The 16850-nt window shown below is 48.5% G+C and carries 20 protein-coding genes; 2 read left to right on the top strand and 18 right to left on the bottom strand.

What is annotated here, in order from left to right:
- Positions 1-78: 78 nt before the first annotated feature.
- Complete coding sequence (locus tag CB4_RS08060) at positions 79-558, top strand: DUF1885 family protein (protein WP_096464796.1); 480 nt, start codon at positions 79-81, stop codon at positions 556-558.
- Positions 559-611: 53 nt separating this feature from the next.
- Here CB4_RS08060 and CB4_RS08055 read toward each other — a convergent pair whose 3' ends face one another.
- From CB4_RS08055 to fabI, 8 genes are all read right to left on the bottom strand, one after another.
- On the bottom strand, positions 612-1097 hold the full coding sequence (locus CB4_RS08055; protein WP_096464794.1) for a hypothetical protein: 486 nt from the start codon (positions 1095-1097) through the stop codon (positions 612-614).
- A gap of 82 nt (positions 1098-1179) precedes the next feature.
- Complete coding sequence (locus tag CB4_RS08050) at positions 1180-1560, bottom strand: DUF4912 domain-containing protein (protein ID WP_096464792.1); 381 nt, start codon at positions 1558-1560, stop codon at positions 1180-1182.
- A 115-nt stretch (positions 1561-1675) separates the two neighbouring features.
- Complete coding sequence (locus CB4_RS08045) at positions 1676-2305, bottom strand: hypothetical protein (RefSeq protein WP_096464790.1); 630 nt, start codon at positions 2303-2305, stop codon at positions 1676-1678.
- A 64-nt stretch (positions 2306-2369) separates the two neighbouring features.
- Positions 2370-2525, bottom strand: a complete 156-nt coding sequence (locus tag CB4_RS20890) for a hypothetical protein (protein WP_157737869.1) — start codon at positions 2523-2525, stop codon at positions 2370-2372.
- 141 nt (positions 2526-2666) lie between these two features.
- Positions 2667-3221 carry a phosphatidylglycerophosphatase A family protein gene (locus CB4_RS08040; protein ID WP_096464788.1) on the bottom strand — a complete coding sequence of 185 codons (555 nt, stop codon included), beginning with the start codon at positions 3219-3221 and terminating at the stop codon, positions 2667-2669.
- Positions 3222-3373: 152 nt separating this feature from the next.
- Entirely contained in the window at positions 3374-3553 is a 180-nt protein-coding gene (locus CB4_RS08035; RefSeq protein ID WP_096464786.1) for a hypothetical protein, read from the bottom strand.
- A gap of 70 nt (positions 3554-3623) precedes the next feature.
- Positions 3624-4469, bottom strand: coding sequence for a PHP domain-containing protein (locus tag CB4_RS08030; RefSeq protein ID WP_096464784.1), 846 nt, complete (start codon positions 4467-4469; stop codon positions 3624-3626).
- 92 nt (positions 4470-4561) lie between these two features.
- A complete protein-coding gene (fabI, locus tag CB4_RS08025; protein WP_096464782.1) occupies positions 4562-5332 on the bottom strand; it encodes an enoyl-ACP reductase FabI in 771 nt (256 codons plus the stop codon).
- A 99-nt stretch (positions 5333-5431) separates the two neighbouring features.
- Between fabI and CB4_RS08020 the strand changes: the two genes are divergently transcribed.
- Positions 5432-5614: an aspartyl-phosphate phosphatase Spo0E family protein gene (locus CB4_RS08020; protein ID WP_110546198.1), complete on the top strand. Its 183-nt coding sequence runs from the start codon at positions 5432-5434 to the stop codon at positions 5612-5614.
- Positions 5615-5849: 235 nt separating this feature from the next.
- Here the strand turns inward: CB4_RS08020 and spo0A are convergent, their stop codons facing one another.
- The 10 genes from spo0A to xseA all read right to left on the bottom strand — a co-directional run bounded on the left by spo0A (position 5850) and on the right by xseA (position 16844).
- Positions 5850-6638, bottom strand: a complete 789-nt coding sequence (gene spo0A / locus CB4_RS08015; RefSeq protein ID WP_096464778.1) for a sporulation transcription factor Spo0A — start codon at positions 6636-6638, stop codon at positions 5850-5852.
- 212 nt (positions 6639-6850) lie between these two features.
- Positions 6851-8173 carry a SpoIVB peptidase gene (gene spoIVB, locus CB4_RS08010; RefSeq protein WP_096464776.1) on the bottom strand — a complete coding sequence of 441 codons (1323 nt, stop codon included), beginning with the start codon at positions 8171-8173 and terminating at the stop codon, positions 6851-6853.
- 118 nt (positions 8174-8291) lie between these two features.
- A complete protein-coding gene (gene recN / locus CB4_RS08005; protein ID WP_096464774.1) occupies positions 8292-10019 on the bottom strand; it encodes a DNA repair protein RecN in 1728 nt (575 codons plus the stop codon).
- 22 nt (positions 10020-10041) lie between these two features.
- The gene (gene ahrC, locus CB4_RS08000) at positions 10042-10491 is read right to left on the bottom strand and encodes a transcriptional regulator AhrC/ArgR (protein WP_096467680.1); all 450 of its coding nucleotides are present in this window, start codon (positions 10489-10491) and stop codon (positions 10042-10044) included.
- 47 nt (positions 10492-10538) lie between these two features.
- Complete coding sequence (locus CB4_RS07995; protein ID WP_096467679.1) at positions 10539-11396, bottom strand: NAD(+)/NADH kinase; 858 nt, start codon at positions 11394-11396, stop codon at positions 10539-10541.
- Positions 11397-11518: 122 nt separating this feature from the next.
- Positions 11519-12337: a TlyA family RNA methyltransferase gene (locus CB4_RS07990; protein ID WP_096464772.1), complete on the bottom strand. Its 819-nt coding sequence runs from the start codon at positions 12335-12337 to the stop codon at positions 11519-11521.
- 3 nt (positions 12338-12340) lie between these two features.
- Entirely contained in the window at positions 12341-14221 is a 1881-nt protein-coding gene (dxs, locus tag CB4_RS07985; RefSeq protein WP_096464770.1) for a 1-deoxy-D-xylulose-5-phosphate synthase, read from the bottom strand.
- Between the two features lie 120 nt (positions 14222-14341).
- A complete protein-coding gene (locus CB4_RS07980) occupies positions 14342-15211 on the bottom strand; it encodes a polyprenyl synthetase family protein (protein WP_096467678.1) in 870 nt (289 codons plus the stop codon).
- A gap of 23 nt (positions 15212-15234) precedes the next feature.
- Positions 15235-15483, bottom strand: a complete 249-nt coding sequence (gene xseB / locus CB4_RS07975; RefSeq protein WP_096464768.1) for an exodeoxyribonuclease VII small subunit — start codon at positions 15481-15483, stop codon at positions 15235-15237.
- Positions 15480-16844, bottom strand: coding sequence for an exodeoxyribonuclease VII large subunit (gene xseA / locus CB4_RS07970; protein ID WP_096464766.1), 1365 nt, complete (start codon positions 16842-16844; stop codon positions 15480-15482). Before xseA ends, xseB begins: the two co-directional genes overlap by 4 nt.
- Positions 16845-16850 lie beyond the last annotated feature (6 nt).

The raw sequence follows: 16850 nt of genomic DNA, 5'->3' as shown, positions 1-16850 counted from the left end.
AGATCAGTTGCCAAAGTATCCCTCCAATGCTAAACTCAACGTTAGATGGACGAAAAATCCAAGTGGGAGTGAGAAACTGTGAGCAGAAGCGCTTATATCACATTTGTGGAAGGTTCTACGGTCGCACAGGCCTCTGTAGATGATGTGAAGCAGAAGCTAGACCAGTATACAACCATCCTCAAAAAAACAGGAACGCAGCTGGACTGGGCGTATGGCCAGTTTGCCTTCCCATATACCATTCAGGAAAAACCGGAAGGGCAGGGGCAATGGTTTTATCTTAAAGGAATCGATGAGACTCTGTACCGCTACATCCTGATCGGAGTAGGAACACGTACAATTGAGCAGACCGTCACAGAAGCAGATCCAGATCATGAAGGCCAAACGCGCACACGTACCGTTCCAAAAGAGCAGTCATACATACAGATCACACTTACCGAACAATCTACACATGGAGATAAAGGTAAGGCTAATGAGCTATGTCGCTACCTTGCAAGCGAATACAAAGCCGAGTTGCATCTGTTTAACAATCGTGTTATGTATTTCAATCCGCGTAAATAATCCAACTAAAACAGCTGTATGGGCCATTGACCCATACAGCTGTTTTAGTTGTGCTATTCTCCTGCCTCATCTGCGTATGTCTGTACTTTCTGCAAGCATACGTGTTCATTTTTCTTCAAGTTATACCGATATCCAGCATACAAATACGCAGCATCTGCAAGGGAAAGTCCAGGATGACAGACCACTCCCTCTGTAGAATACGGATTATCAAAGGTTACCTGCCACACACCTGTGCGCTCCTCTGGTGCCACTCGTGCCAATACTTTTGTTTTCCCCTGCTGTACAGCCCTAAGCTCGTCCCAAATATCATGCCAGGATGGACTGTACTGACCCGGAGTGGGCACAGCGGCGTATGCCCGCTCGAATGCCTCCTCCCAGGCCGCAAGTCCTGCTTCATCTACAGCAGCTCTAAGCTCCTTTTCCAAATAAAAAATTACAGCCTGTACCGCCTTATACCCTTCAGTCTGTAAATAATCTGCCAACTCTTGCACAGTGATCGCACCCATAAGTGCTTCTTTGGCCCTTTGTTCGTGGTTCATCAATATCCCCCAGCCTTTTTCTTTCTCTATAATGTAATATAAAAAAAAGAGCAGACAGAGCTGCTCCCTTTTCCAAACCTTACTACCCTACATAGGGAAGGATCTGATCGGATCGTTTCAGCGAATAATACCGACCGTCAATCATGCGCACTCCCAGTTCCACACAATACTTGCGCTGAGACTCAACCCCGTACAAAAGCCAATTCGCGCACTGGAAATTGATATCGAAATCAACGTACGTATCCAGTCCATCATTCTTGATCATTCTGTCCGTAATATCGTACAGCCGAAGCACGAATGGCAACTCTCCCACTGGAATCGTAAACCATTCCTCAATAGCCTTCCTCTGCTGTTCTCCTACATCCCATACTGCTACAAGCGATTGTGTATCTTTCCATGCGACACGTAGACTCGGACCATCCATATCTGTACTGGACGCACGCCTCTTAGGCTTCGCTTTCATCCGCTGCTCTCTTTCCTTTCTATAATAAAGTAGACACTGCTAAAAATTCCTAACGATAGTAGCTATTATTATACCATCGTTTACATGGAATAGAAATACAAGGACAGGCAAAAGACTATTGGGCATGTATGAGATTCTCTCCAACTATCATGTACTCTTCATCTGAATCCCGCTTCATAATCAATTGTACCCGATAATCTCCAGCCTGCCGAAAGTCCATCCCTTTTACATTATGCGTATACAGAAAAGCCGTTCCATTCCGGGCTGTCGAATAGTTCTGCGGATAACTGACGTACTGCTCCGCTCCAGAAGGATCACGAACCACGATTTTGAAAACGAGCACGCTGTCTGGGGGCGCATTATCAATATCAGCAAACACATCAAATGACGCTTTGCTACCTGTCGCTACCGCCATAAAAGGAGAACGAATGCTGTATTCTTTATCTCCGGCTTCCTGAATTCCCGCTGCCACAATCATATTCACATTCGGTTTTACGACATTGATCGTCCCGTCTTCCTTATCTTTGGAAAGAAAGGCCCCCGTCTTTTTCGCCAGTTCAGCGAGTGGAGCCATCGTTACACCCTCCAAATCAATAGCAGGCGGTTGACCATCCAGGCCAAATGCTGTCCCGTTCCATTTCACATCCACTATGGGGTATTTTCCGAGATATTCCCCTCCTGAAGCTGCTGTAGCCACACTGGACATACACAGCAATGCAAGTAGTATGAGCGCTTTCGCTTTCATTATTTCCCTCTTCTCCGTTCTATCATCCTACACAGTTATACGTACAAAAGGCTGCTTTGTTTCGCTAAGCTACCCGGTCTTCAGGAGGATCTACCGGTGGGATAAACGGGGGATCATGCGGCAAATCAATCGAGATACGCCAGGCAAGATGGTAATTCCATACGTCCATCACCACAGATGCTCCGACGAACAAGACTTGTTGAACCACTCCTTCGTTCACAGTACCGCCTCCTTATGTATGCTTCACAGTAGTATATGCACGGCGGGCTTATCCGTAAGCCAGTTTCAAAGCCAGTCCACACGTTACGATTATATAAAAACTCAAAAAAACGCCCGGTATCCCCGGACGTCTTATGTGTATTCATCCAACCTGCTCATCATTAGCCTGCAGCTCGGACTGGCGCTCTTCTTCTCGCTCCTGTTCATCACGCAGACGATGTGCCATCCGGCCTGATGCGGATGCTGCAATGCTTGCTACGAGGTCATCAAGGAATGTATGGATTCCTCCTCCTCGCTTCGTATCCAAACGCTTAATAATGCCGATTTTTTGCTTATCAAGATGCCCGAATGTCGTCACTGCAATACTCCCATATCCAAGCACGGAACCGAGAGCAAGCGTTTCATCACAACCAAACAACCCTTCATCCGCTGCAATGATAGATTGCAACGGCTCAGATAACATATTCTTCTCAGCCATAATATCAAGTTCAGTCCCAACAAGAATCGCGTGCTGAATTTCCCGCTTTTCTAGAACGGCGTGAACGCTTTCAATACATGCCTGTATTTTAAGACCTACATTGTACGGCGCCTGCATCAAGTAGACCACTTCGGCGATATCCTCTACGGTTACGCCACGTTCAGCGAGCCGCTGCAAAGCCGCCGCTTTTACTTCTCTGCTGTGTATTTGTCTCTTCATCCTGTTTATCCCCTTCCCACTATGCGCCACGATGACAAGTACTCGCAAACTTACTCGTACTATTTATCATATCATATTCAATAGAAAACGATGACATGATTCCCTTTATTTACATGCAAAAAGTAGAAAACGGGCACAAAAAAAGATCGGCACTAACACCGATCTTTCTGCTCCTTCTCCAGACTCTCAACTCCTGTATGAGCTGATTCGTGAGCTGTTTGCCATTCTGTACTTGCCACCGCTTTATTCATAAGTACCGCCAGCAGATAGCTTGCTCCAAATAATAGAAGAAGTGCAATGAATGATAAAATAACGCTATACACAATTCCCATTCTTTCATCTCCTTTCCTACTTTATAACGTGTGCAGAAAAGAGAGATGCTATACAAAAATATAAATAGAGCTATACGGCAGCCTGACGCTTTTCAGCACGCTGCCGTAGTTCCTGTACAGTAGTAAGGGGAGCGGATCTGTCCCCAAGATCAGCATGAAACACGACACCGCTCCGCATACCGTGAAAATCAGAGCCGGACGTTTTACTAATCCCCGCTTCATCTGCTAGTGCGCTATACAGCACCTCATCCTCCGTGTTATTATCCGGATGATATACTTCAATGCCATCAAGCCCATGCACAATAAGCGTGCGGACAAGTTCAGGATTTTTGTACAGACCCGGATGCGCAAGCACGGCCACGCCTCCTGCCGCATGAATGAGATCAATCGCTTCCTCCGGTGTGATGCGCGGCGGATTGACATACGCAGCTCCCGTACTGCCCAAGTAACGGGTGAATGCTTCTTCCATAGAAGAAACAATTCCTTTCTCGATGAGAACTTCTGCAATATGGGGGCGACCAACATTGCCGACTGTTTCTTTTTTGCGCGCCGCAACTTCTGCAAGCGTAATGTGAATGTTAAGCTCCGCAAGCCGGGCTATGATCATCTTATTGCGCAACTGGCGCACATCGCGCAGCTCTGTGAGCCGGGCAAGAAATACTTCGTCTGCTATATTCATATAATAGCCAAGCACATGCACATCACGACCCTTATAAATGGAACTGATCTCAATTCCCGGCACAATCTCAATCCCGTGCTCCATCCCGGCTGCCTGCGCTTCCGAAAGCCCCGCCACCGTATCATGATCGGTAATGGAAAGTACGGCAAGCCCTTTTGCTTTTGCCCGCTCGACTACCTGGCGTGGTGTAAATGTTCCATCTGACGCCGTTGTATGCGAATGTAAATCTGCTCTCATCTCTTTCACCTCATCCGAATTTTGTGATGTTCTTAGTATAACGGAAAAAAAGACGGGAAATCCCGTCTTTTTCAAAACTGTTTGTATATGCCTTATGCCATTACATTGAAGCCTGCATCTACATGCAGCACTTCCCCTGTAATGCCGCGTGACAGATGGCTGAATAAGAACAACGCAGCATCCCCTACTTCGCTCTGATCAATCGTGCGGCCAAGCGGTGCTTTCTCCGGCACATTCTTTGTCAGATCATTGAAGTTGCGAATGCCTTTCGCAGCAAGCGTGCGAATCGGACCGGCTGAGATTGCATTCACACGAATGTTCTCCTTGCCCAGATCAGATGCCAGATAACGAACACTCATCTCAAGCGCTGCTTTCGCCACACCCATCACGTTGTAATTCGGCACGACGCGTTCACCGCCAAGGTATGTCAGGGTTACAAGGCTTCCACCTTCTGTCATCAGCTCACGCGCCGCGTTCGATACGGACACGAACGAGTACGCACTAATATCATGCGCCAGTGCGAATCCGTCACGGGATGTAGCGCTGAAGTTGCCTTCCAGATCTTCCGTTTTCGCGTAGGCAATGCAATGCGCGAGACCATGCAGCACACCCACTTCTTCTTTAATGCTGGCAAACGCAGTCCGAACATCTTCATCATTCGTTACGTCACAAGGAATAAGAATTGTGCGCTTCTGACCCAGTGTCTCAACCAGTTCCTGCACGTTTTCCTTCAGGCGCTCTCCCTGATATGTAAAAATGAGATTCGCTCCCGCTGCATTCAATGACTGGGCAATTCCCCATGCAATACTGCGCTTATTCGCGACGCCCATTACTACGATATTTTTATCTTTCAATAAATTCATTCTGTCATATCCTCCTTAAGTTTGTAATCACTCTTCTTATGTACATATTGCATGTTCTTCCCGCATATACTGCTTTTAATGAAGGAGGTCGAACATGTCATGTCTACGATTGAATCGTCCCCTTGCCTGCATGTCCTCCAGCACGAAATTCAGTCCTTACGCGATCTCATGCACAATATCGCTCGTGAGAAAAAGAATTTGACCGACCCGGACGTTGTACGCATCAGCCAATTGTTGGATGAAAAGCTGAATCTGCATTACCGGACTCTTACTTCGCACTAATTGGATCTATCCCCGAATAAACGGCAAAATCATGGACAACACCAGGGACAGCACCATAATGATGGAAATAATCATATAGGCTTTTTTCAGTCGCACAAGCATATACCCCCTTACTTTCCATAACCATAGCTAAAAATACCATGTTTACAAAGCATTTTCAACGAAAAGGAACATTTTCGTATAAAATAAGCGGCGGACTGCATACCAGTCTGCCGCTTATTCATCTCATTCTACATCATGACACATGATGCTCAATTCGCAGCTTATCCGCCACCATCGCAATGAACTCTGAATTGGTGGGCTTCGCCTTTGCATTGCTTACCGTATAGCCGAATAGGCGGGCAATCGATTCCATATTTCCGCGATTCCATGCCACTTCAATTGCATGGCGAATGGCACGCTCTACACGGCTGGCGGTCGTGTTAAATTTCTTTGCGATTTCCGGGTACAAAATTTTTGTGATGGACCCAAGTAACTCCACATCATTATACACCATCGTAATCGCTTCCCGCAGATATAGATATCCTTTAATATGAGCAGGCACACCAATCTCATGAATAATATTCGTGATATTCTGGTCCAGTGTTTTTCCTTTTGGCGGTAGTGCCGGTGGACGCAACATATGTATAGAAGATGTCACGACAGCGGATACACCCACGACCTGGCGCAAGCGATTCACTAGTACTTCCATATCAAACGGTTTCAAAATATAATAAGAAACGCCCAATTCGACTGCTTTCTTTGTGATTTCTTCCTGACCAAACGCTGTCAGCATGATGATTTTCGGCATAACCGGCAGCTTCATATTTCGGATCTGTTCAAGCACAGCCAGTCCGTCCAGGTGCGGCATAACGATGTCAAGAATCAACACATCCGGCAACGTATGGCTCATTAGATTGAGCACTTCATTCCCGTTAAATGCGACACCGACTACTTCGATGTCTTCCTGTGCGTTCAGGTATTCCTGAAGCAACTCTGTAAACTCGCGATTATCATCCGCAAGAATCACTTGAATTTTTTTCAAAGTACGCTCGCTCCTTTTTTTGCCTGCTATCTATTATATTTTCACAGCACACGACTGTAAATCCCTGTGTAAATTACATCTATGTACACATTCATTCCTCTTTCGTAAATTTCGACGTTACGCATGTATATCCTTCCAGCCTCCTTACAATAGTTTTCGACGGATCTCTTTTCTTTTCGACGGAATCTTCAATAAAAAGAAAAAGCAGGGCATTAACTCGCCCTGCTCTGCTGTTCAGCTCGGTTCCGAATGTCGATTCCTGCGTCCTGTAGCATCCACTCAATGTAGGTGCCATAGCCGCTTGTCGGATCGTTCACAAATACGTGTGTGACAGCACCAACTAGTTTACCGTCCTGAATAATCGGACTCCCACTCATCCCCTGTACAATACCACCCGTTTTTTTCAGGAGCACCGGGTCAGTTACTTTCAGGATAAGCCCCTTAGTGGACGGATATTTTTGTGGAATCACATTTACGATTTCGATTTTGAACTTCTCTACTTTCTGCCCATCGACCACCGTATAAATCTCGGCCGGTCCCGGCTTGACCTGTTCACTTAATCCAACGGGAATCGGCTTTTTACCTATAGTGTTATCTGGAAGTTGACGCATGGTACCAAAAATGCCGAATGGCGTGTTCTTCTCGATTGAACCGAGCTTTACTCGCTCGTTCTTAAAAATGGCGAACTTCTCGCCTGGCGCACCGCTTTCACCTTTTTCAATCGAGGTAACACTTGACTGAATTACATGCCCGCCGCCGACTGTAATCGGTTTTCCTGTGTCGACATCCGAGATCACATGCCCAAGCGCACCGTATTTTGTGCTCTGCGGTTCATAAAAAGTCAGCGTGCCAACACCTGCAGCCGAATCACGAATGTAGAGTCCCATACGGTACATGTTTTCTTTCTCATCAAGAGCTGGGACAAGCTCCGTTCTGAGTGTTTGCTTGCCGCGTAGGACAGTCAACTCGACCTTTTTTCCGTTGCGGCCGGATTCATTGATGAGCTTTCCCACCTGGCTCATGCCGTGAATCTCGGTACCATTAATGCGCGTAATCATATCCCCGACTTTCACATCTGCCTGCTCTCCAGGCGAGGTCTTCTGTCCACGGCTTTCGACAAGATGATGACCGACAACAAGAACCCCAACCGTCTGTAGTTGCACACCAATGGACTGTCCACCTGGGATAACTTTCAAGTCCGGCAACACTTCCACATCAACGGTTTTCACCGGGATATTGGCAACTTTCAACATCACCTTCGCATCTCCCGGATGCCCTGGCTGAATGGTAAGCGGATGACGCAAGTCCACCTGCTGATCTACAGCAGCGGCTACATGCACAACATCCGGATCACTCGTTTCAACGGTAGCGGTAACCGGCATGGTCAGTGACAGCTCCGTAAGCGACCCCTGGAACATGCGGATTTTTTCCGGAAATGAGGCGAACTGCTGAAAAGGGGCTGAAGAGAAAGTGAAAAGAGCGAGTACAAGTACAAAGCAGCCAATGATCATTTTCTGTTTGTTACGGGTGTTCAACGGGTCATCACGCTCCTACACGTTCCCTACCTACACCTCCATTTTATCTGTACTACTAATGTTGCCGGACTGCCGTGCATTTATAACTCGCTCACTCTAAACAATCTCTTCCGTGATCTTATTCCTGCATTTCCTTTTTTAATGCATCTGCCTGTGCCAACATTTCGCGAGCGTTATCTTTTGTTGTCTCGGTCACCTGCGCTCCACCGAGCATGCGGGCCAGTTCAATGACTCGTTCTTCATGCGAGAGTGCTGTAACATGCGTTTCGGTTTCGGTTTCATTCATATGCTTCTCAATGTAGAGGTGCGTATCCGCCATGCTCGCCACCTGCGGCAAATGCGTAATGGAGAGAACCTGCCGTCTGCGAGAGACACGTACAAGCTTCTCAGCGATAGCCTGCGCAGCACGTCCACTTACCCCGGTATCCACTTCATCAAAAATCATCGTGTCAATCCGTTCCGCATCCGCAAGAATGGTCTTCATTGCCAGCATAATGCGCGAAAGTTCACCACCGGATGCGATTTTTGTTACTGGACGCAGGGGTTCTCCCGGATTCGGTGCGATCAGGAACTCTACCTGATCAATGCCCGTGCCGGTTACTCGTACACGACTGCCGTTCACATCGAGACCGTGCTCGTCCTCGATTTGGGTGACCGCCACTTCAAATCGAGCGCGGGACATATGCAAATCCCGCAGTTCCTGTTCGATGGATGTGGCAAGCTCAGATGCGATCCGGCGGCGAAGCTCGGACAATTCCTGTGCTTCTACCGCTAAGTCAAGCGCTGCTTCTTTTAGTTTCTTATTCAACGCTTCAATCCGGCTCTCCCGATTTTCCATCTGGTCGAGTTCATCTTCAATTGATGCCCCATATTCCAGAATCTCATCCACAGATAGACCGTACTTCCGCTTCAGCCGATTGATCTCGTCAAGGCGGCTTTCGATCTGTGACAGTCGCTCCGGATCAAATTCAATGTTATCTCGATACGAACGAATCGAACGAGCCGCTTCTTCCATCTGATAAAACGCCTGTTCGACCATCTGATACGTTTCCTTCAATTCTTCATCGTACGCAAGCACACTCTCCAGATTGCTCATGGTATTGCTAATCCAGTCCACACCTCGCTGTTCTCCGACGAGAGAGCGGTACGCATCTTCTAAGCCACGCACCATTTTTTCACCGCCAGACAGTCGCTTCTTCTCCTTTTGCAGCTCCTCATCTTCGAGCGGCTTCAGATCAGCTTCGACAATCTCCTGCAGCTGGAAACGAAGCATATCCATGCGCTGTACAAGCTCGCGTTCATTGGTGGATATGTATTCAAGTTCAGAGCGAATCTGCTTATACTGTCCGTACAACTTTCCGAATTCCTGCTTCGTACGAGCCGACTTCTCATCACCGAATGCATCCAGCCATTCAAGGTGACGATCCCCCTGCATAAGCGATTGGTGCTCATGCTGGCCATGAATGTTGATCAGCCACGGCGCGACTTCTCGAAGCATTGCTAACGTAACAAGCTGCCCGTTAATACGACAGACCGTCTTGCCGCTGCTCATCACTTCCCGGCGTACAATCATCATGCCCTCTTCTGTCTCTACGCCAATTTCACGTAACATCGCGAGGGCGGGAGCGTCATCCACAAAATCAAACAACCCTTCAATTTCCGCCTTTTTACAGCCGTAGCGAACGTAATCTGCTGAGCCACGTCCGCCAAGCAGCATGCCGATCGCATCAATCAGAATGGATTTCCCCGCTCCGGTTTCCCCTGTCAAAATGGTAAGTCCCCGTCCAAATGAAACGGAGACCTCTTTAATAACCGCAAAATTTTTGATGGTAAGCTCAAGCAGCATGTGTGAAGGCCCTCCTGTTGCGCTACAGCATATCGATGAACCGCTGGGACATCGCGGTCGCATAGTCTGTTGAACGACAAATAATGAGAATCGTATCATCGCCGCAAATCGTGCCTAGAATTTCCGGCCATTCCAGATTATCAATTAATGCTCCAATGGCGTTCGCATTGCCCGGCATTGTCTTCATGACCAGAAGATTGTCTGCCTGGTCAATGCAAATAAAGCTATCAATGAGCGTTCGTTTCAGCTTGTGCTGTGGGTTGAAGCGCTGGTCTGCTGGCAATGAATATTTATAACGTCCATCATTCGTCGGAACTTTGACGAGATGAAGCTCTTTAATATCGCGCGACACGGTAGCCTGTGTTACGTTGAATCCTGCCTCACAAAGCAGCTCAACCAGTTCATCCTGTGTCTCTACATCATTACGGGTGATGATCTCCCGAATTTTAATATGACGCTGCCCTTTGTTCATCGTCTTGCCGCCGGACAGCGCGTCCTGTGTTTGATGTTCATCCATTTTTAGTCTGTCTCCCCTTGTAGTTTCTTGCGTACAACTTCAAAAAAGCTCCGTTCCTTCCACTTAATCAATGAGGTAATATGAGAAGAACGACGAATGATAATTTCATCTTCAAGCTCAAGTGGATACCCAATCTGGCCATCTATGGTTAGACCAATATCTGTATGCGTCGCATCTACCTTGACTTGCAGCACTCCTTCCGCAGGCAAAACGAGCGGGCGGGCTGTCAGAGAATGCGGTGCAACTGGTGTCAATAGAATCACATTAATATGGGGCACTACAATCGGGCCACCCGCTGACAGAGAATACGCAGTAGAGCCAGTCGGTGTCGAGATAATAATGCCGTCACCGTTATACGTTCCGGCAAACAAATCATCCGCATATACGTGACATTTGATCATGCGCCCGAAGCTTCCCTTAGCAATGCCAATATCATTTAAGGCAATAGAGTGATGAATGATCTCCCCTGCACGCCTTACTTCCGTCTCGAGCATCATGCGTTCTTCCACACAATAATCCCCGTGTAAAATTCGATCAACGGCATCCGGTAGATCGTCCGGTTCCGACTCAGACAAAAAGCCTAAATGCCCGAGGTTAATACCGAGAATAGGAATGGAATACGGGGCGATTTCACGGGCGAGTCCAATCAACGTACCGTCACCACCCAGCACAAAAATCAGGTCAACCACCTGGTGGAAGTCACTAATTGGAAGTGCCAGATCCTGTCTGCCTATATGAGCGGCCACCACATGATCAATATACACGCCTGCCTGTTTTACTTCAAGCAAACGTACCAGCTCCTTGGCAACCAGCCAGGAATTCGGTTTATCTTTATTCATAACAATTCCTATCGTTTTCACTACCAACACCTCAATATCCACAGGGTGAGTTGCACAAATTTCTTATTCTCCATTATATCTTCTTTCCCCTGCGGCTGCATAAAAATGCAGAAAAAAGACAGGTTGCCCTGTCTTTTTCGCCACTAAAATGTTGCATGTGCCTCCTGTACGGTACGTACAATGTCCGCTTCATGCTCATCGGATGTGCCCGGTTTCGGTTCGTTCGCCCACTCCAGATCGAGGAGGAATTCAATGTTTCCTTCCCCACCTGTAATCGGAGAAAACGACAGCCCGCGTGCGCGGAAGCCCAGCTCATCACTAAAACGCATCATCGTCCGCAGCACATCTTCATGCACACTACGCTCCCGAACAATGCCGTGCTTGCCGACTTGCTCGCGCCCCGCTTCAAACTGCGGCTTCACAAGTGCAAGTACACGTGCGCCTGTATCGAGAAAATCTTTCAGCACAGGCAAGATCAGGCGCAGGGAAATAAACGAAACATCAATCGTGGCAAACCCGACTTTTTCTCCGTCCCATTCGTCTGCCTTCAGATGGCGGAAGTTCGTCCGCTCCATCACGATAACCCGTTCATCCTGGCGCAGCGACCAGTCGAGCTGTCCGTAGCCGACATCAATCGCATACACGAGCCGTGCGCCGTGCTGCAAGGCACAGTCCGTAAAACCACCCGTGGAAGCTCCTATGTCCATAACAACTGCATCTGTCAAGTCAATGCCGAATGTACGGATGGCTTTCTCCAGCTTCAGACCGCCACGACTGACGTACGGATGAACCTGTCCTTTTACCTTTAGTTCTTTATCCGTTTCTACTTTCGTACCGGGCTTATCATAGCGTTCCGTCCCCACATAGACGAGACCGGCCATAATTGCCGCCCTTGCCTTTTCCCGACTCGGGAAGAATCCTTCTTGCACAAGCCGGACATCAATTCGTTCTTTTTTACTCATTCGTTATGCCTGTTTCCTCCCTGCTGGCCAGAGCGTATGTGCTTTCTTAGCAATGTCTTCCGCTGTCAGACCAACTTCCTGTCGCTGTTCATTTACACTACCATGTTCTACATAGAAATCAGGAATCCCCATCAGTTCTACCACTACATCATGGCAGCCGTGCTCTGCATACCATTCGAGAACCGCACTGCCGAAGCCTCCCTGCACAGCGCCTTCCTCGACTGTGACGACATGGTAGCCTTCTTTTGCCAATCTGAGCAAAAGCTCTTCATCAAGCGGCTTGGCAAAACGTGCATTCACAAGCATCGGTTTGTGCCCTTCAGCTTCCAACATGTCCGCTGCTTTTTCCGCAAGCGGCACCATGTTACCAAACGCCAGTATCGCTACACCCTTGCCTTCACGCAGCACTTCTGCTTTTCCGATCGGCAATTGTTTATATACATCATCCAACGGCACACCAACCCCATTGCCGCGTGGATAACGGACCGCAACCGGACCGTCGTAACAGGTGGCTGTATAGAGCATGTGCTGCAGTTCGTTTTCATCTTTTGGCATCATAATTGTCATATTAGGTATACTGCGCATGTACGCAATATCAAACACACCTTGATGTGTTTCCCCGTCTGCTCCGACCAATCCAGCCCGGTCGATCGCAAATACAACATTCAAATTCTGGCGGCACACATCATGCACCAACTGGTCGTAGCCGCGCTGCAGGAATGTGGAGTACACAGCAAATACCGGCTTCAACCCCTGTGTCGCAATGCCTGCAGCAAGCGTGGTCGCATGCTGCTCAGCAATCCCCACATCGAAGAAACGATCAGGGAATGTCTGTGCGAACTTCTTAAGTCCGGTTCCACCTGGCATGGCAGCCGTAATGGCCACGATTCGCTTATCGTCTGCCGCCAGCTTCGTAATGGTGTTCCCAAATACACTTGTATAGCTCGGCGGTCCCTCAGACTTGAGAGTTTCACCGCTTTCGATTTTGTACATGCCCACACCATGGAACGTATCCGAATCATCCTCGGCCGGTGCATACCCTTTACCTTTTTTCGTAATCACATGGATAAGCACCGGACCTTTTGTCTGCTTCGCCTGATTCATCGCCTCCATCAACGCCTTGAAATCATGACCATCGACTGGACCGAGATACGTAAAGCCAAGCTCTTCGAACAATATACCGGAGACAAGTAAATACTTTAAGCCGTCTTTTAACCGCTCAGCAATTTTGGCCATCGTGCCGCCCACTGCCGGGATGCGCTTAAGCAAGTATTCAACTTCTTCCTTAGCCCGTTTATAACCATCGTTCGTACGGATTTTGCTAAGATAATTGTGCATTGCCCCTACATTCGGTGCGATGGACATTTCATTGTCATTAAGGATGACCGTTACATTTCGGCCATCATGCCCCATATGATTCATCGCTTCGAACGCCATGCCGCCCGTTAATGCTCCATCCCCGATAATCGCCACAACATGACTCTTTTCTTTCTTGAGGTCACGGGCAATGGCCATCCCCATAGCCGCTGATAGTGATGTACTGCTATGCCCCGTCTCCCATACGTCATGCTCGCTTTCATTTCGCTTCGGATACCCACATAAGCCTTTGTACTGGCGCAACGTATCGAACTGACCCATACGACCGGTCAGCATTTTATGTACGTATGCCTGATGTCCGACATCCCAAATAAGCTTATCTTCTGGACTGTTATACACATAATGCAGGGCAAGCGTCAATTCTACAACCCCTAGGTTCGGTGCGAGATGTCCGCCTGTTGCCGATAAATTTTTTATCAAAAATTCACGAATCTCCCCTGCCAGCTTAGAAAGCTGAGGAAGTGCAAGTTTTTTTACATCTTGAGGGGAGTTGATAGTTGCTAACAAGTAAAACTCCTCACTTTCCCACGTTCATCTATAATTTCATTTTCAAATTAAAAACATAGTATCACAAACCTGTTATAAACACCAATACGAGAAGCCGCAACATAAAGTTGCGGCTTTTTTTTAATGATCCCGATTCATAATGAAATCCGCAAGGGCACGCAGCATGGCATCATTCGGCAATCCGGCTACCGAGAGCGCTTCGTGAGCTTCTGCAATCGCACAAACAAGTAGACGGCGAGACTCATCAAGACCGAGCAAGCCCGGATACGTGGACTTCTGCCGTTCTTCATCACTTCCGACCGGCTTGCCAATCTTCGCCTCATCTCCAACCACATCCAGAATGTCATCCTGAATTTGAAAGGCCAGACCGATTCGCTCCGCATACGTTGTTAAAGCATCGAGTTGCTCTGCAGAAGCATCCCCAAGCAAAGCACCCGCCCGCACACAGAACACGAGGAGATCTCCGGTTTTATGACGATGAATGTACTGAAGTTCTTCGAGTGTCAGTGACCGATTTTCTCCTTCCATATCAGCGCACTGACCACCGACCATGCCCTGGGCACCCGCAAAAACAGACAATTCCTGTACGATCTGGACAACACGCGCAGCAGGCACACCTGCTTCCATTGTTCGGCACACGGTTTCAAACGCATGTGTAAGCAGGGCATCTCCTGCAAGAATAGCTGTCGCTTCCCCGTACACTTTATGATTCGTCGGACGTCCCCGACGCAAATCATCATTATCCATCCCCGGCAAATCGTCATGAATGAGCGAATACGTATGAATCATTTCGATCGCACAAGCAGCAGGCATTCCTAACACCTGCGGTTTGCCGAATGCTTCTAGCACCGCTAATAAAAGAATGGGGCGCAGTCGCTTGCCACCTGCAGCCAGTGAATACAGCATCGCCTCTTGCAGCGTAGCTGGAATGGCATCGTTTGTAATCTCCTCGATCAGCCGTGCTCCTACGAGTTCGGCACGTTCTCTCATATATAACTCAAAATCGGCTGCACTCACTTGTCTTCTCCCTCCAGTACGAACGGAACGACAGTCGTTTCGCCTTCCTGCTCAAGCAGCATCTCGATTTTTTGTTCAACATCAGATAATTTCCGGCTGCACAGCTTCGAGAGCTCCATTCCTTCCTGGAACAAGGCAATTGCCGTCTCAAGCGGTACATCGCCTGCTTCGAGCTGCCCCACAACTTCTTCTAGTTTTTGCATTGCTTCTTCAAAAGGCACTTCCGCCTGCTTCCGTTTGCTCATGTGTTCTCCCTCTTTTCCGTTCCTTCTACGCGACACGATAACGATCCATCTGCAAGCCGAACCGTCAGCGCATCGCCTGTCTGTACGCCATCAATCGTTGTCACTAACTTCGCATCTTTCTTATCCTGACGGAAAACAAGCGAATAGCCACGCCGCATAACTTTAAGCGGACTGAGCGCATCAAGTTTGGCAAGATTGCGGTCAAGCTGCTGCTCTCTCGTATGTAAGCAAGCCTGCATCGCCCGAACAAGACGGGCAGATAACATCGCCACCCCATCCTGATTTCGACGCACAGCAGTAGCAGGGCTGTATGCCGCAAGCCTCTCCTGCACCCTCTCAAGCCTGGCTTTTCGACGTTCCGCTGTACGAACCATCGCATTCGTAAGCCGCTCACACATCCGGTCGAGCCGCTGCTCATGCTGTATCAGCTGACGGGCGGGCTGGCGCAGCACGTATGAACGCTGCACTTTGTCAAGTCGGACACGCATCTGCCGCACTTCTCCGCGCAGCGCACTTCCTAATCGTCTGGTCAGCACCACAACCCGATCGCGTAGCTCATCCATATGAGGAACCGCCAGTTCAGCCGCCGCTGTCGGCGTAGCAGCCCGCACATCCGCTACAAAATCCGCAATCGTCACATCCGTTTCGTGTCCGACAGCCGAAATAACCGGAATATGGGAGCGATATATGCTACGCGCTACCGCTTCTTCATTAAAAGCCCATAATTCTTCAATCGAGCCGCCTCCACGTCCAACAATTAACACATCCGCATCCCCGCGCACGTTCATTTCCTCAATAGCGTGACAAATCGATGGCACTGCCCTCTCGCCCTGGACAGCCACTGGAAATAACAGCACGCGGGCAAGCGGATACCTGCGCCGAATAGTCGTCATAATATCGCGTACCGCAGCCCCGGTTGGAGATGTAATGACCCCAACTGTATGCGGATAAGCCGGAAGCGGACGTTTATGTGTAGGGTCAAACAACCCTTCCTGCGCAAGCCGTTCTTTGAGCTGCTCATACGCCAGGTACAGACTGCCGATTCCGTCCGGCTGCATTTCTTTCACATATAGCTGATACTGCCCGTCTCTCTCATACACAGAGACGGAACCACGGAGTAATACCCGGGTTCCGTTTTTCGGAAGGAACTTGAGATACCGGTTATGTCCGGCAAACATCACGCCTTTGATTTTGCTTTCTTCATCTTTGACCGTAAAATACATATGCCCGCGTGAATGGTGCACAAAGTTGGAAAGCTCACCCTGCACCCACACATTCTGCAGTACATCATCGAATTCAATCCGGTCTTTAATATAGCGTGTAAGCTGCTTGACTGAAAAAATCTCCCGGCTCTCGTTCACCTGTCC

This window comes from Aneurinibacillus soli (genome assembly GCF_002355375.1).
Classification (GTDB): Bacteria; Bacillota; Bacilli; order Aneurinibacillales; family Aneurinibacillaceae; genus Aneurinibacillus; species Aneurinibacillus soli.
The sequence above is the reverse complement of the archived record's forward strand: the minus strand, read 5'-3'. Positions and strand labels throughout refer to the sequence as shown.

Excerpts from the sequence above, each read along its gene's own strand:
- CB4_RS08055 (WP_096464794.1), bottom strand. The coding sequence starts at position 1,097 with ATGAACCACGAACAAAGGGCCAAAGAAGCACTTATGGGTGCGATCACT.
- CB4_RS08050 (WP_096464792.1), bottom strand. The coding sequence starts at position 1,560 with ATGAAAGCGAAGCCTAAGAGGCGTGCGTCCAGTACAGATATGGATGGT.
- CB4_RS08045 (WP_096464790.1), bottom strand. The coding sequence starts at position 2,305 with ATGAAAGCGAAAGCGCTCATACTACTTGCATTGCTGTGTATGTCCAGT.
- CB4_RS08040 (WP_096464788.1), bottom strand. The coding sequence starts at position 3,221 with ATGAAGAGACAAATACACAGCAGAGAAGTAAAAGCGGCGGCTTTGCAG.
- CB4_RS08035 (WP_096464786.1), bottom strand. The coding sequence starts at position 3,553 with ATGGGAATTGTGTATAGCGTTATTTTATCATTCATTGCACTTCTTCTA.
- CB4_RS08030 (WP_096464784.1), bottom strand. The coding sequence starts at position 4,469 with ATGAGAGCAGATTTACATTCGCATACAACGGCGTCAGATGGAACATTT.
- fabI (WP_096464782.1), bottom strand. The coding sequence starts at position 5,332 with ATGAATTTATTGAAAGATAAAAATATCGTAGTAATGGGCGTCGCGAAT.
- CB4_RS08020 (WP_110546198.1), top strand. The coding sequence starts at position 5,432 with ATGTCTACGATTGAATCGTCCCCTTGCCTGCATGTCCTCCAGCACGAA.
- recN (WP_096464774.1), bottom strand. The coding sequence starts at position 10,019 with ATGCTGCTTGAGCTTACCATCAAAAATTTTGCGGTTATTAAAGAGGTC.
- ahrC (WP_096467680.1), bottom strand. The coding sequence starts at position 10,491 with ATGAACAAAGGGCAGCGTCATATTAAAATTCGGGAGATCATCACCCGT.
- CB4_RS07990 (WP_096464772.1), bottom strand. The coding sequence starts at position 12,337 with ATGAGTAAAAAAGAACGAATTGATGTCCGGCTTGTGCAAGAAGGATTC.
- CB4_RS07980 (WP_096467678.1), bottom strand. The coding sequence starts at position 15,211 with ATGAGAGAACGTGCCGAACTCGTAGGAGCACGGCTGATCGAGGAGATT.
- xseB (WP_096464768.1), bottom strand. The coding sequence starts at position 15,483 with ATGAGCAAACGGAAGCAGGCGGAAGTGCCTTTTGAAGAAGCAATGCAA.